This is a genomic window from Thiohalophilus sp. (genome assembly GCF_046483665.1).
GTDB lineage: Bacteria > Pseudomonadota > Gammaproteobacteria > UBA6429 > Thiohalophilaceae > Thiohalophilus.
In genome coordinates this window covers 131158-146394 of sequence record NZ_JAWOCR010000005.1, presented here as the reverse complement: position 1 = coordinate 146394, position 15237 = coordinate 131158, and the positions used below count along the sequence as shown (strand labels likewise).

The following is a 15237-nucleotide window of genomic DNA, read 5'->3' as shown; positions in this document are numbered from 1 at the left end:
AGGCTTATGGGTAATCGCACACCACTGTATGAGGAACACCTTCGCGCCAGCGCCAAAATGGTCGATTTTGGCGGCTGGGACATGCCGATCAATTACGGTTCGCAGATCGAGGAACACCATCAGGTGCGCCAGGATGCGGGCATGTTCGATGTCTCGCACATGACCATCGTCGATTTGAGCGGTGAGAAGGTCAAACCGTTTTTGCAATATCTGCTGGCCAACAATGTCGACAAGCTCAAGACTGCCGGCAAGGCCCTGTATACCTGCATGCTCAACGAGCAGGGCGGGGTGATTGATGATCTGATCGTCTATTATCTGGATGATACGTTTTACCGGATGGTGGTTAATGCCGCGACCCGCGACAAGGATCTGGCCTGGATCGAAAAACAGGCCGCTCCCTTCGATGTCGACGTCAAGGTGCGCGACGACATGGCGATGATTGCGGTTCAGGGCCCCAATGCGCGAGACAAGGCGCATCAGGTACTGGGCAGCGGCGCCGCTGACAAACTGGCGGACATGAAACCGTTTTTCATGCGCGAGCTGGGGGAGTTCAAGGTGGCGCGTACCGGTTATACCGGTGAGGACGGTTATGAGATTTTACTGCCGGCGGATGAGGCCGCGGGTTTCTGGCAACAACTGGTCGAGGCCGGTGTCAAACCAACGGGCCTGGGCGCGCGCGATACGCTGCGCCTGGAAGCCGGGATGAATCTGTACGGCCATGACATGGATGAGAACACCACGCCGCTGGAATCCGGCCTGAGCTGGACCGTAGCCTGGGAACCCGAAGATCGGAACTTTATCGGCCGTACCGCCATCGCCAGACAGAAGGCCGACGGCGTCAAACAGAAACTGGTCGGGCTGGTGCTCGAAGATCGCGGCGTATTGCGCGATCATCAGAAGGTGATGGTCGACGGCCAGGAGGCCGGCGAGATCACCAGCGGCAGTTTTTCTCCGACCCTGGGCAAGTCGATTGCCTTTGCCCGGGTTCCGGCCTCGGTCGACACGCATTGCCAGGTGGATGTGCGCGGCAAGCCGTTGACCGCCCGGGTTGTCAAACCGCCGTTTGTGCGCAACGGCAAAGCCTGTATCGACGTTTAAGTATTCAGAACATTTCAGAGGATAAAAATCATGAGCAATATTCCCCAGGAACTGCGGTTCACCAAGTCCCACGAATGGGTCAAACGCGAAGAAGACGGAACGCTGGTCGTCGGTATTACCGATCATGCCCAGCAACTGCTGGGTGATCTGGTGTTTGTCGAAGTTCCCGAAGTCGGCAGTAGCTTTAAAGACAGTGATGACTGCGCGGTGATCGAATCGGTCAAGGCCGCTTCCGATGTTTATTGCCCGATCGCCGGCGAAGTGGTCGAAAGCAACGAATCCCTGGCCGATGCGCCGGAAACCATCAACAACGATCCCTATGGCGACGGCTGGATCTTCAAGCTCAAGCCTGAAGATGAAGGCGCCTATGATGCGCTGATGGATGCCGACGCGTATGCCGAGGTCGTCGCGGAAGACGAACACTGAAACGCCGTCTTCAAACTGAACTTTGACGTAACCAGGTAAACAGAATGCCGTTTATACCCCATACCGAAGAAGATATTGCTGAAATGCTCAAGGCCATCGGGGCCGACAGTATCGACCAGCTGTTTGACGAAATCCCGGATAACCTGCGCAGTGCCGGTCTGCAAGAGGTGCCGACCAGTACCAATGAAATGGAAGTCACCCGGGTGATGCACGAGCGCGCCGATCAGGATGCTCGGACACTGTGTTTTCTGGGCGCCGGTGCCTATGAGCATCATATTCCGGCGGCGGTATGGGAGCTGACCACCCGTGGCGAGTTCTATTCGGCCTATACGCCATATCAGGCGGAAGCCAGCCAGGGAACGTTGCAGTTGCTGTACGAGTATCAGACCATGATGGCCAGTCTGACCGGCATGGATGTCTCCAATGCTTCGCTGTACGACGGTGCCTCATCGCTGGCCGAAGCCGTACTGATGGCCGTTCGCGCCAATCGCAAATCGAAAGCCAAACGCATCCTGATGCCGCGTACTGTGCACCCGTCCTATCGCAAGGTGGCACACACCATCGTACACAATCAGGGCATGGTCCTCGAAGACCTCGACTATGATCGCAACAGCGGTATTATCGACCCCGAGTCACTACCCGGAGATCCCGGCGACTTCACTGCGCTGGTGATTCCTCAGCCTAACTTCTTCGGCAACCTGGAAGAGGTCAACACGTTGACCGACTGGGCACATCAGCACAATGCCCTGGTGATTGCGGTGGTTAACCCGACCTCGCTGGCATTGATCGCACCGCCCGGTGAATGGGGCGAGATCGGCGCTGATATTGCCTGCGGCGATGGCCAGCCGCTGGGCGCGCCGCTCTCTTCCGGCGGCCCCTATTTCGGTTTCATGTGTTGTCGCCAGACCTATGTGCGCCAGATGCCGGGCCGGATTATCGGCCGCACCGTAGATCTGGACGGCAAGGAAGGGTTTGCCCTGACCTTGCAGGCCCGCGAGCAACATATTCGTCGCTCCAAGGCCACTTCCAATATCTGTACCAACCAGGGCCTGCTGGTGACTGCGGCCACCATTTATATGTCATTGCTCGGTCCCCAGGGGTTACAACGGGTCGCCAGCCACAGCCATGTCAACACGGTGACACTGGCGGACAAGCTGGTCGATAAACTCGACGGGGCCGAAAAAGTGTTCGACCGCCCGGTGTTTCATGAGGTCGTCGTACGACTGAAGCAGCCGGTGCAGGAAGTCCTGCACGGCCTGTCAGAAGAGGGCATCGTGGGCGGTTACCCGCTGGCAGAAGAGTATCCCGAACTGGATAACTGTTTGCTGTTGTGTGCGACCGAAACCAAGACCGAGGCTGATCTCGATGCCTTTGTCGAAGCGCTTGAGCGTATCGCCAGCCACCTTTAACCGGGGGACTGGTCGCGAAACCAAAAACGGCACAAGCCAAACCCATCCTGTAAGGAGGAGCGTCATGGCACAGATTACATTACAAGGTGACACTATCAATACCAACGGCGACCTGCCAGCTGTCGGCAGCACTGCCCCGGCGTTTCAACTGACCACTGCTGAGCTGGAAGATGTCGGTCTGGAAAACTACCAGGGCAAGAAAAAGCTGTTAAACATCGTGCCCAGTCTGGATACCCCGGTCTGCGCGACCTCGACCCATAAATTTAACGAAGCCGCCAGGGGGCGGGATGACGTGGTGATGTTAATCATCGCCGCCGATCTGCCGTTTGCCATGGGCCGTTTCTGTACCGGCGAGAAGCTGGATAACGTGATTCCGCTGTCCATGATGCGCGACAAGAACTTTGCCAAGGACTACGGTGTACTGATCCAGGACGGGCCGCTGGCCGGTATCACCGCCCGCGCCGTGGTTGTACTGGATGAAAACGATAAGGTGGTCTATACCGAAATGGTCCCGGAAATTGCCCAGGAGCCGGATTACGACAAGGCCCTGGCGGCACTGTAAAGAAAACCCAACGCAGAGGCGCAAAGGCTTTGATAAATGTTGAGTTTTGAATGTTAAATTTTGAATTACAGCCGTTACCAAAATTCAAAATTCAAAACTTAAAATTCAACATTACATGGCGCCTCTGCGTTGAAACGCTTTTGCTGTATTGATCGTCGATGAGACGTTGTTTGATGAACCTGAGATGAGATTATGTTGATTTTTGAACAATCGAGAAGTGGCCGGACCAATCCGCCGCAGGCCCCGTTGCAGGATGTCGCGATCGATGACATTCCGGATCAGTTTCGACGCCAGTCGAAGCCGAGCCTCCCGGAGGTGTCCGAGATGCAGGCGGTGCGTCATTACACCCGGCTGTCGCAGAAGAACTTCTCCATTGATACGCACTTTTATCCGCTGGGTTCCTGCACTATGAAATATAACCCGCGTGGTTGTAATACCCTGGCGATGTTGCCTGGTTTCCTGCGTCGTCATCCCATGAGCCCGGACAGTATGAGCCAGGGTTTCATGGCCTGCATGTACGAGCTGCAGGAGATGCTCAAGGATGTCACTGGTATGAAAGCTGTCTCGCTGGCGCCGATGGCCGGCGCCCAGGGTGAGTTCACCGGCGTGGCGATGATTCGCAAGTATCATGAATCCCGTAATGACGATGGCCGCACCGAGATACTGGTCCCTGATGCGGCGCACGGGACCAACCCGGCGACCGCAGTGATGTGTAATTACAAGGTGCGCGAGATCCCGACCAATGATGAGGGCGATGTGGATCTGGACGCCTTGAAAGCCGCAGTCGGCCCGCAGACCGCCGGCATCATGCTGACCAATCCATCAACTCTGGGCGTGTTCGAACGCAAGATCAAGGAGATCGCCGACATCGTGCACGAGGCTGGCGGCCTGCTGTATTACGATGGCGCCAACCTTAACGCGATCCTGGGCAAGGTCAAGCCGGGCGATATGGGCTTTGACGTGATTCACATGAATCTGCACAAGACCTTTTCCACCCCGCATGGCGGCGGCGGTCCCGGTGCCGGTCCGGTGGGTGTCAGCCAGCGGCTGGAGCCGTATCTGCCGGTACCGTTACTGAGCAGGGAAGGCGACCAGTATCACTGGCTGACTGATAACGAGCGGCCCGAATCGATCGGCAAGCTGTCCACCTTTATGGGTAATGCCGGGGTACTGTTACGTGCCTATATCTATGCCCGCCTGCTGGGCAAGGAAGGTATGCACCGGGTCAGTGAGTTTGCCACATTGAATGCCAACTATATGCAGGCCCGCTTGCGTGAGGCCGGTTTCGAGCTGGCCTATCCGCAACGTCGCGCCACACATGAATTCATCGTTACCATGCGCAAGCAGGCCAAAGAGCTGGGCGTTAATGCCATGGACTTTGCCAAACGGCTGCTCGATTACGGCTTTCATGCACCGACCACCTATTTTCCGTTGCTGGTGCCCGAGTGTCTGTTAATCGAACCGACGGAAACGGAATCGAAAGAAGAGATCGATGCCTTTATCGAGGCAATGATCGCTATTCAGGATGAGGCGCAGAATTCACCTGAGACGGTGAAGCAGGCGCCACATACCATGCCGGTGCGACGTCTGGATGATGTCAAGGCGGCCAAGGAGCTGGATCTTGCCTGGAAACCCGAATGAATTCGGGTAAACTGGCCGAATGATTAAGGAAATCAAGCGTATCTGGCGAGCCGGTGGTTATAGCTGGTTGGGTTTGCGCGCCGCTGTTACCACGGAGCCGGCAGTGCGTACCGAACTGGTTCTGTTTGTCATTCTGGCGCCCTGTGTATTCTGGCTCGGTCGTAATGCCATCGAATACGCGTTGTTGTTCAGTACCCTGTTTCTGGTACTGCTGGCCGAGCTGCTCAATTCCGCGATTGAAGTTATCGTGGATCGTATCAGCAGCGAATGGCATGAACTTTCCGGTCGTGCCAAGGATATCGGATCGGCGGCGGTGTTTATCGCGCTGATCAATTTTCTGGTTGTCTGGGGCCTGCTGCTCTTTGACCGGATCACTAATTAAATGAAAAATCAGGAGTAATCTATGTCTGCATTGATCTGTGGCTCATTTGCCTACGATACCATCATGGTCTTCCCCGACCAGTTCAAAAATCACATTCTTCCCGACAAGGTTCATATTCTGAACGTTTCTTTTCTGGTGCCCGAAATGCGTCGTGAATTCGGTGGTTGTGCCGGAAATATAGCTTATAACCTGAAACTCCTGGGGGGAGACCCCTTGCCCATGGGGACTGTAGGTAGTGATTTTTCTCCTTACGCCGAGTGGATGGACAAAAACGGCATCAGTCGCAAGCATATCAAGGAAGTTAACAGTTATACCGGTCAGGCTTTTATTACGACCGACAAGGATGATAACCAGATTACCGCTTTTCATCCCGGGGCCATGGGCTTCTCCCATGAAAACCGGGTCCAGGATGCCGATGGCGTCAAAGTGGGACTGGTTGCCCCGGATGGCCGCGACGGCATGATTCAGCATGCCGAGCAGTTTGCCGAGCAGGGGATTCCGTTTATTTTCGATCCCGGTCAGGGCTTGCCGATGTTCGGTGGCGATGAACTGATGGATTTCGCTGAAAAAGCCAGCTATATCGCGCTGAATGACTATGAGGCGCAACTGTTCGAGGAACGTACCGGAAAGTCCCCGCATGAACTGGCGGAAATGGTCGATGCGCTGATCATTACCCGTGGTGGCGAAGGTTCGCACATCTATACCCGGAAGCACCGTCACGAAATTCCGACTGCCAGGGTCCGGGGTATTAATGATCCGACCGGGTGCGGCGATGCATATCGGGCCGGGATTCTGTATGGTCTGCTCAATGATATGGACTGGGAAACCACTGGCCGCGTTGCCTCGTTAATGGGAGCCATCAAAGTCGAATCAACCGGTCCGCAGAATCACAGCTTTACTATGGACGAGTTCAAAAAACGATATAAAGAAAGCTTTGATATGAGTTTCTGAAAGTAAAAAAGCCCGCTCTTGCGGGCTTTTTTATGTGAACATGAGCGGCTATGATTAGCAGACCAAGTTACGGACAAATCAACCTGCCATGAAGACTTCCATTTGCCAATGTGGCAACACTCTGTATTTTGAAAACAGCCAATGCATTGTTTGTGGCCGTAAACTGGGCTTCATTCGCGAGGACATGCAACTCAGCGCGCTGGAACCCGGCGGCGAAGGCGTGTGGCAGTCCCTGGCCAATGGTCGCAACTACCGGTTATGTGCCAACTACGCTCAGTACGATATCTGTAACTGGCTGGTCCCTGAGGACGAGGGGAAAAAATATTGTTCATCCTGCCGCCTGAACCGGATCATTCCCAACCTGTCACAGGATCAGAATCTCAAACTCTGGCACCGGATTGAAGTAGCCAAACGGCGTTTGCTGTATACCCTGTACAGCCTGGGACTACCGGTTGTTGGACGTCAGGGAGACCCGCAACAGGGGCTCGCCTTCAAGTTTATGCAGGACCAGAATCGACGTGACGAGTTCAGCAATACCCTGACCGGGGTGAATCAGGTTATGACCGGTCATCATAAGGGAATCATCACCATTAATATCCGGGAGGCGGAGGATAGCGCCCGTGAGCAGATGCGCGAGCAGATGAACGAAGGTTATCGCACCTTGCTCGGCCATTTTCGTCACGAGATCGGTCATTATTACTGGGAGCGATTGATTCGCAATGGCGGGCGTCTGGAGGCCTTCCGGGAATTGTTCGGCGACGAACGCGAAAATTATCAGTCGGCACTGGACAACTACTATGCCCAGGAACCCACATCAAGCTGGCAGGACGGGTTTATCAGCGGCTATGCCAGTGCGCATCCCTGGGAAGACTGGGCTGAAACCTGGGCACATTATCTGCACATGGTGGATACGCTGGAAACCGCTAACGATATCGGTTTTCGTATCCAGAACGATCCCCGCGCTGCCTGGGATAACTGCGGCGAAAGCGATCTCTCCTCGGTTAAAGGCGCCAACTTCGATGCCCTGATGGATGACTGGACCAGTCTCACCATCGGCCTTAACGCCCTCAACCGCAGCATGGGCCTGCCGGACGCCTACCCCTTCGTCCTGTCAGCCCCGGTACTGAAAAAACTCCGCTTCGTCCATCATCTCATCACGGGAAGAAGCAATTTTGAATTTTAAATTTTGAATTCTAAGCCGTGGGCGATCTGCAGGGTATAGAACTTCTCCCTGATTACCTCAGTCCGCCAATTCAGCCTTCAACATTAAAAATTCAAAATTGTTTTTACTTCTCGTCCTCCCAGTCGAAGCGGGGCAGGCGGTTGAAGGAGCGTTTGAGGCCTTCGTTCCAGCGTTTTTGCAGGGATTTGTAGATCGGGGAGTTGAGGGTCAGGGTAATGTGACGGGGCGCTTCGAGGCTGTTTTTTTCGTAGACTGCCAGTTCCAGCGGCGGACCGACGGAAATGTTGCTGCGCATAGTGGAGTCGAGGGAGACCAGGGCACAGCGGGCAGCATCTTCCAGTGAGGTGGAGGGGCTGATGATACGATCCAGAATAGGTTTGCCGTATTTGTTTTCCCCGATCTGTAAAAACGGGGTTTCCGGGGAAGCGCTGATGTAATTGCCCTGGGGATAGATCAGGTAAATTTCCGGCTCCTTGCCGGTAATTTGCCCGCCGAGGATAAAACTTGCCTCGGCAGTGCTTTTCGAGCTTTCCATGGCAGGGGCGTGCTGTTGTTGCTCGCGTTGACTGAGCTTGCCGACGTAATGGGCCACCTCGTAAAGATGGCCGGTTCTGGCGATGTTCATCCCGGCTTCCGGGTCTTCCAGATCCTTGTGAATATGATTGATGACCGCCTGGGAGGTGGCCAGATTACCGGCGGTGAGGATAACAACGGTCCGCTCACCAGGCCAGCTGAAACGGTGCATCTTGCTGTAGGTGGTGACGTAATCCACCCCTGCATTGGTTCGGGAGTCAGAGGCGAAGATCACGCCCTTGTTGACTCGAATAGCGAGACAATAAGTCATGTTATTTATCGGATACCCGTCGAAAAGAAACGTACAAAGTGATGGTAACTGCCTGACTTATAGTCGTATATTTGCCTGAGTTTGTCCATCACGTTATGCTGGAAGTTACATAATCAGGGGGCTATCAACACCATGGCAATACGCTGGGGCAGTTACAGGGTCAAGGGAATTTATGACGAATTGATACGGGTCAGCGGGCGACCGCGTCCTGCGGCACAGGAGCTGTGTGACTATCTGCGTGCCCTCAAGGACCGGGATATCGATGAATATAAGGCAGCGGCCGAGACCGCTATTCATGTCATGGGTATAACCTTCACGGTCTATACCGAAGAGGAGGGAACCATCGACCGGGCCTGGCCGTTCGATATTATCCCCCGCATTATTGATCGAAGTGAATGGCAGCAAGTGGAGACCGGGCTCAAGCAGCGAGTCAAGGCGCTGAACCTGTTCATTGATGATCTCTATCACAAGCAGCAAATCGTCAAGGACGGAGTCTTCCCCGAGGAGTTGCTGAAAGATTCAAAAAACTTTCGCCCCCAGTGTATCGGTATCGACCCCCCGCATGGCATCTGGGCGCATATCTGCGGCTCGGATCTCGTGCGTGACAGTGATGGGACGATCTATGTTCTGGAAGATAATCTGCGTGTGCCGTCAGGGGTTTCCTATATGCTGGAAAACCGCCAGATTATGAAACGGGTCTTCCCCGAGTTGTTCGAGAATTACAATATCCTGCCGGTGGATGACTATTCCTCGCAGCTTTATGACATGCTGGCTTCACTGGCGCCGCGCGGCGTTGAGCAGCCGGAAATCGTGGTACTCACGCCTGGCATCTATAACTCGGCCTACTTTGAGCATGCCTACCTGGCACAGCAGATGGGCGCAGAACTGGTCGAAGGTACGGATCTGGTCGTCGGTAAGGATAATATGGTTTACATGCGCACCATCGAGGGGTTGTCGCAGGTGGATGTTATCTACCGACGCATCGATGACATGTTCCTGGATCCGGAAGCCTTTGATCCAGAATCGATGTTGGGTGTTCCGGGTTTAATGCGGGCCTGGAAAGCAGGTAATGTAGCGCTGGCGAATGCGCCGGGTGCCGGGGTGGCAGATGACAAGGTTGTCTACTCCTATGTACCCGAGATAATTCAGTATTATCTGGATGAAGATCCCTTGATCGGTAATGTTCCCACCTACCGTTGTTTTAACAAGAGCGAAAGGGATTTCGTTATCGAAAATATCGGTAAACTGGTGGTCAAGCCGGCGAATGAGTCGGGGGGTTATGGAATGCTGATTGGACCTCAGGCTACCCAGGAAGAACGTGACAAGTTCGTTAATCTTATCAGACGTGATCCGCGTAACTATATCGCCCAACCCATGCTGACGCTGTCTACCGCGCCGACATTGGTCGGGAATCGGGTCGAGCCCCGACATATGGATTTACGTCCGTTTATTCTCAGCGGCGAGAAAACCTATGTCACCACCGGTGGTCTGACCCGGGTGGCATTGCGCAAGGGTTCTACAGTGGTGAACTCTTCGCAGGGCGGTGGCAGCAAAGATACCTGGATCGTCGACATGGAGTCAGGGACATGATGCTTTCACGTGTCGCTAACAACATTTACTGGGCTGCCCGTTATATTGAACGAGCTGAAGATATTGCGCGGCTGATCAATGTAAATAGCCACCTTTTACTGGATTTGCCCAAACGGGTGCGTCTCGGCTGGGAACCGATCATCGATATTCTGGGTAATCATGAACTCTTCTATCAGCGCCACGATGCGGCGGATGAGCGCCAGGTAGTCCGCTTTATGGTCAGCGAACAGGCTAACCCCGGTTCGATTATCAATTCCCTGCGTCAGGCGCGTGAAAATGCCAGAACTATCCGCGATATCATCCCTCGCGAAGCCTGGGAACAAATCAACCACAACTATATTCAGGCCCGTGAACTGGCCAGTAGTAGCCTGGGAAGGCGCAAGCGCGATGATTTTCTGCGGCAAATTATACTCGGTGCCCAGACCGTGACCGGCATGCTGGCCGGGACTATGACCCATGATGAAGGTTATGATTTTCTGCGCATGGGCCGCAATCTGGAACGAGCCGACATGACTACGCGTATCGTTGATGTGCGTTCTGCCTCTCTGTTGCCGGAAATGAGCGAGGACCTCAGCCCGTTCGAGAATATTCAGTGGGTGAGCGTACTCAAATCCCTGACCGCCTATCAGATGTACCGGCGTGAAATGCGCATCCGGGTACGTCGGCCGGATGTGTTGCGCTTTTTATTACAGGAACGTCGTTTCCCGCGGGCGTTTTATCATACGCTCTGCGAGGTAGAAAGCTGTCTGCAGCATCTGCCACATAACGACAAGCCACTCAAGACCCTGAACGGCCTGCAGAAAAAAGTCCTTTCCGTCAAGCCTGAAAAGCTGTTACAGCAAGAGTTGCATGGTTTTGTCGATACTCTTCAGCTGGGGCTGGCAAAGCTGCATCAGGACATCAGTGCCAGTTATTTCTAAGTTATCTGATCCGGCTCAATGTCTGACAGAGCTTATTCTGTTATTATAAATTATTATTTATGGTTGTATATATTATGCTGTCGGCTATCCCTGTTGCGAATAACTCTCGATCCGGGCCGGCCTGTTCATCACTATTTTATAAAGGAGAATCCTATGCTGGGTGAAAAACATGATTTAATCCATGAGTTTCCTGAACATAAGGAGCGTATTCACGAACTGAAGATGAATGACCGCCATTTTGCAAAATTGTTCGATGAGTATCATGAAATCGAACATGAGGTCCGTCGGATTGAAGAGGGTAATGAAACGCCGTCCGATGAATATACCGAAGAACTGAAGATGCGTCGTCTCCAGCTTAAAGACGAGCTCTTTAAAATGATCAAGGGCTGAGCCTGGGCTTTTCGCCGGATGTATTGCTGAAAAGCAGGCATTCTGGATACCCGGGAATTTGCTGTTTATCGGTCTTGTCGCCCTTCCGGGGTAGTCGTGAATACGTTATCGGTTCGGTGGAGATGGATGGGGCGGCAACACCTCATGCTTCCCTGAGTGCTTGAAATATTGTTTGCTCAGGCGGCCTATTGTCTGGCATAAACAATCCGCATCGGAATGCCGTAGCGATCTAGCGGTGCTGACTGTGGCAGGTAGCTGTGATCGGTTTCCCTGCAGCTGGCCATTACCGCCAGGACCATCGCATCAAGAATATCATCCGTCTGCAACTGTGTTCGAGGATACTGGTGAACTGCCTGATCGTACAGCCGGGGCGCGTTGCCCATGGCTTGTGTGAGTAATGTCAGGCGTTGCTCCCGCCCTTCGGGAGATTTTTTGCGCGTTTCCAGCGGACGCGCCCTGTTCAGGGCATAAAACGCCACTTCCGGGTGGGATTCATAAACGCGGGACTGTGCTTCAGGGGTTTGGTGCAACCAGCTATCCACCTCGCGGATTTTGGGACAGATATTCCAGGTCTGGCGCGTGATCCTGCGAGCCGTCTGTTGCGCGTTGATCTGGCAGGCCTGGGCGTAATTCCCGGCATAGACTGCCTCGCGAACCGGCGTGGAAAACACGCTGCTATGGCGATAGGGGCTGAGCAGACGCCGGGCCAGCTGGTCGCACTCGCGCGTCTGATCATCGGCCAGGCCGAGGGGAATATCGATGAAAATCCGTTCGGCTTCAGCGTGATCGCCCAGCAGGATGTCGATTGACGGGGCAAGGGTATACGACCAGTGTCCGTCCTGATTGACGATGGCGAACCAGCCGGCGCGGCAGCCATCGATGCCCAGTACCTGTGTCACTATCCTGATTCTTGAAGTGTAACAACGCGCCGCTTGTGGCAGGCCGGCTTCAAAGCAACTTACACGGCCTGTGACGGGTGAATGTGACCATTGACTTTTTTCTGCCACTGGTAAATCCGCGTCGGTGGAATATTGAAGAATTCCATTTCAGCCTGCTCCGAGCCCATGATCGGTCGGCATAATGTCGCCACCCTGTCGCGGGTCTGATACGCCACGAAGCGTCCCCGGGGAGCCAGCACGGACGAGACCGACTCGATAATCCGGGTACCCATATCGCGACTCATAGTGGAAAAGGGAATACCTGAGATGACCGCATCGGGTGCACCAAGATCGTATTCGGCCAGGATGGCATGGATATCACAGGCGCTGCCCAGGTGGGGAATAAGTCGATCATCATTAATCTGGCTGATCACATTGTGAAAGAAGTTATTCAGTTCGATGCTGAGCAGACGGGCATCGGAGGGCATGGCATTCAACAAGGCATGTGTCGTACCCCCGGTGCCGGGCCCCAGTTCAACGATGACCCTGGCCGAATCGGCTCCGGCGGCCTCGATAATGCGGCGCTCCAGAAAACGGGAGCTGGGAATGATGGAACCCACCTGCAGGGGATGCTTGAGAAATTGCTGCAGAAAAATCTGTCGGCCATTGGCCCGGACATGGTTTTTTGTGTTGTTAGCCATATCGCTCCTTCCCATCCATATCATGTCGTTAGTATCACTATCGACTTTATCATTCCGGCAAAATAGAGGGAATCTATTTACCGGAATTTACACACAACAGGAGCAGGCATTTACTGTTCTGGTGGGTTATACCGGCCCGGAAAGCGCCTGTTCTTGCAGTAATGGCGTCAGCTCGTCCAGGCGGGTAACCGGCGACTGGCAACGCATACCGGAGCAGGGGTAGGCGATGACACCGGTCTTCCCGACGGGACGTTCGGCCAGCAGGCCCGGCAGTTCGCGGGCATCGGCGGGGATGGCGTAGCAGAGCCGTGCCGGGCTATAGGTCTGGTTACAGCGTTCAATCCAGGGTTGCATCGATGTGGGATTGCCGCGCAGAACAATCTGCTGCGGCGGGTTGAGATACTCCTCCAGCGCCAGTAGCAGCGCGCAATGGGCATAGGGGATCTGATTGATGCCGGACCAGCTCATCCTGAGTGTGCGTTCAGCCGCCTCGAGATAACGGGGCTCGCCAATCAGGTGCCCCAGACGCTGCAACGCTCTGGCGGCGACACCGTTGCCGGCGGGTGTCGACTCATCCAGGGTCGGCTTGGGTCGGTGGAATAGTGGCTCATGATCGTCGGCGGTGAAATAGAAGCCGCCCTGTTCCCGGTCTTCAAAATGGTCGAGCAGGGTATCGGCCAGCTGGCGGGCGAAGGCCAGATCCTGATCGCGCCAGCTGGCCTGCAGCAGTTCCAGCAAACCATCGATCATAAAGGCATAGTCATCCAGATACGCCATCAGGCGGGCCTTGCCATCCTTGTAGGTCGCCAGCAAGTGCTGATCGCGATACAGCGTGGTATGGATAAAATCGACGGCGCGTTGCGCCGATTCGATAAAGTCCTGACGAGCCAGATGCCGGCCGGCACTGGCCATGCCCTTGATCATCAGGCCGTTCCAGCCACCAAGGATCTTTTTATCGCGAGCGGGTCGCACACGCTGTTCCCGCGCGGCGAACAGTTTGAGGCGGGCTGATTGCAAATGCTGTTGTGCCGCCTCGATGGAAATGGACAAACGTTCGGCGATGGTTTCCAGATCGCTGAATACATGCAGATGCCAGTGGCCTTCGAAATTGGCGCTGCGATCCAGACCATAATGGGGGGCGGCAACCGCGTATTCGTCTTCACTGAGCAAGGCCTGGAGCTGTGCCGGCGTCCAGACATAAAACCTGCCTTCCTGGCCCTCGCTGTCGGCATCCAGGGTTGAATAGTAGCCGCCTTCGGGCGACTGCATTTCACGCATGACCCACTCGCCGGTTTCCAGCGCAATGCGTCGGAAGGCGGAATCGCCCAGCGTCCGCCAGGCCTCGCTATACAGTTGTAGCAACGGGCCGTTGTCATAAAGCATTTTCTCGAAGTGGGGAATCATCCATTTCTCGTCCACCGAATAACGGTAGAAGCCGCCCCCGAGTTGATCGTACAGTCCGCCGCTGCCCATGCCGTGCAGGGTCAGGCGTAACATGTCGCGCGCCGGTTGATCGGGCCTGCCGTTGCACCTGGTGGAGAACCAGTGATGCAGCAGTCGCTCCAGATTGGAGGGGTGCGGAAACTTGGGTGCCTGACCAAAACCGCCACAGATACTGTCGTAGTTTTGCGCCAGCTGATGACGGGCGGCATCCAGCGGAGCGCTGTCGAGTTGCCCGCTGCCGGTGCCGCCACTTGTCTGCAGCTGTTGCATTGCATCCTGCAGGGCCTGGTTTTGCTGGCGGATCTCGGTTTCATGTTCGCGAAAAAACGCTTCGACTTTCTGCAGCACCTCGGTGAACGGTGGCAGACCGTGTCTGGCCTGTTTGGGGAAATAGGTGCCGGCAAAAAAAGGTGTGTGATCGTCGGGTGTCAGCACCACGTTCAATGGCCAGCCGCCGCCGCGCTGATTGAGCAGCTGGAAAGCCATCTGGTAGATCTTGTCCAGGTCCGGGCGTTCCTCGCGATCCACCTTGATGTTCACATACAGCTCATTCATCACCCGGGCGACCTCCGGATCTTCGAACGATTCATGTGCCATGACATGGCACCAGTGACAGGCGGAGTAGCCGATGGACAGCAGGATCGGCTTGTTCTGTTTGCGCGCAATGTCCAGGGCTTCGGGGCCCCACGGATACCATTCAACCGGATTATGGGCATGTTGCTGTAGATAGGGGCTGGTTGCGTCGGCCAGTCGATTGGTGCGACTCATGAAACTCCTCGCGGCGCGGTTAATTCCTGACCACAAAACTCGACTATACCG

Annotated in this window: 15 protein-coding genes; 11 read left to right on the top strand and 4 right to left on the bottom strand. The window is 54.9% G+C overall.

The features are described from left to right. Positions 1 to 6: 6 nt before the first annotated feature. From gcvT to R6U90_RS01510, 8 genes are all read left to right on the top strand, one after another. Positions 7 to 1098, top strand: coding sequence for a glycine cleavage system aminomethyltransferase GcvT (gene gcvT / locus R6U90_RS01545; protein WP_410350894.1), 1092 nt, complete (start codon positions 7 to 9; stop codon positions 1096 to 1098). A gap of 30 nt (positions 1099 to 1128) precedes the next feature. Beyond that, entirely contained in the window at positions 1129 to 1524 is a 396-nt protein-coding gene (gene gcvH / locus R6U90_RS01540; protein ID WP_410350893.1) for a glycine cleavage system protein GcvH, read from the top strand. A gap of 44 nt (positions 1525 to 1568) precedes the next feature. Beyond that, on the top strand, positions 1569 to 2933 hold the full coding sequence (gene gcvPA, locus R6U90_RS01535) for an aminomethyl-transferring glycine dehydrogenase subunit GcvPA (RefSeq protein ID WP_410350892.1): 1365 nt from the start codon (positions 1569 to 1571) through the stop codon (positions 2931 to 2933). Positions 2934 to 2997: 64 nt separating this feature from the next. After that, entirely contained in the window at positions 2998 to 3495 is a 498-nt protein-coding gene (tpx, locus tag R6U90_RS01530) for a thiol peroxidase (RefSeq protein WP_410350891.1), read from the top strand. 192 nt (positions 3496 to 3687) lie between these two features. Continuing rightward, positions 3688 to 5136, top strand: coding sequence for an aminomethyl-transferring glycine dehydrogenase subunit GcvPB (gene gcvPB / locus R6U90_RS01525; protein ID WP_410350890.1), 1449 nt, complete (start codon positions 3688 to 3690; stop codon positions 5134 to 5136). 19 nt (positions 5137 to 5155) lie between these two features. Continuing rightward, positions 5156 to 5518 (top strand): diacylglycerol kinase, encoded by a 363-nt coding sequence (locus R6U90_RS01520; RefSeq protein ID WP_410350889.1) that lies wholly within the window; start codon positions 5156 to 5158, stop codon positions 5516 to 5518. Positions 5519 to 5539: 21 nt separating this feature from the next. Beyond that, positions 5540 to 6469: a carbohydrate kinase family protein gene (locus tag R6U90_RS01515; protein ID WP_410350888.1), complete on the top strand. Its 930-nt coding sequence runs from the start codon at positions 5540 to 5542 to the stop codon at positions 6467 to 6469. Between the two features lie 88 nt (positions 6470 to 6557). Next, complete coding sequence (locus tag R6U90_RS01510) at positions 6558 to 7652, top strand: putative zinc-binding metallopeptidase (protein ID WP_410350887.1); 1095 nt, start codon at positions 6558 to 6560, stop codon at positions 7650 to 7652. 103 nt (positions 7653 to 7755) lie between these two features. Here R6U90_RS01510 and R6U90_RS01505 read toward each other — a convergent pair whose 3' ends face one another. Beyond that, positions 7756 to 8496: a peptidase gene (locus R6U90_RS01505; RefSeq protein ID WP_410350886.1), complete on the bottom strand. Its 741-nt coding sequence runs from the start codon at positions 8494 to 8496 to the stop codon at positions 7756 to 7758. 132 nt (positions 8497 to 8628) lie between these two features. Between R6U90_RS01505 and R6U90_RS01500 the strand changes: the two genes are divergently transcribed. From R6U90_RS01500 to R6U90_RS01490, 3 genes are all read left to right on the top strand, one after another. Next, complete coding sequence (locus tag R6U90_RS01500) at positions 8629 to 10086, top strand: circularly permuted type 2 ATP-grasp protein (RefSeq protein ID WP_410350885.1); 1458 nt, start codon at positions 8629 to 8631, stop codon at positions 10084 to 10086. After that, positions 10083 to 11006, top strand: a complete 924-nt coding sequence (locus R6U90_RS01495; RefSeq protein ID WP_410350884.1) for an alpha-E domain-containing protein — start codon at positions 10083 to 10085, stop codon at positions 11004 to 11006. The genes R6U90_RS01500 and R6U90_RS01495 overlap by 4 nt, the downstream gene beginning before the upstream one ends. Before the next feature lie 153 nt (positions 11007 to 11159). After that, the gene (locus tag R6U90_RS01490; protein WP_410350883.1) at positions 11160 to 11396 is read left to right on the top strand and encodes a YdcH family protein; all 237 of its coding nucleotides are present in this window, start codon (positions 11160 to 11162) and stop codon (positions 11394 to 11396) included. A gap of 185 nt (positions 11397 to 11581) precedes the next feature. On the opposite strand, the gene R6U90_RS01485 is transcribed toward R6U90_RS01490, so the two are convergent. The 3 genes from R6U90_RS01485 to R6U90_RS01475 form a co-directional block, all read right to left on the bottom strand. Continuing rightward, positions 11582 to 12295: a DUF429 domain-containing protein gene (locus R6U90_RS01485; protein ID WP_410350882.1), complete on the bottom strand. Its 714-nt coding sequence runs from the start codon at positions 12293 to 12295 to the stop codon at positions 11582 to 11584. A 59-nt stretch (positions 12296 to 12354) separates the two neighbouring features. Further along, positions 12355 to 12975: a class I SAM-dependent methyltransferase gene (locus R6U90_RS01480; RefSeq protein WP_410350881.1), complete on the bottom strand. Its 621-nt coding sequence runs from the start codon at positions 12973 to 12975 to the stop codon at positions 12355 to 12357. Between the two features lie 126 nt (positions 12976 to 13101). After that, entirely contained in the window at positions 13102 to 15186 is a 2085-nt protein-coding gene (locus tag R6U90_RS01475) for a thioredoxin domain-containing protein (RefSeq protein WP_410350880.1), read from the bottom strand. Positions 15187 to 15237: the final 51 nt, after the last annotated feature.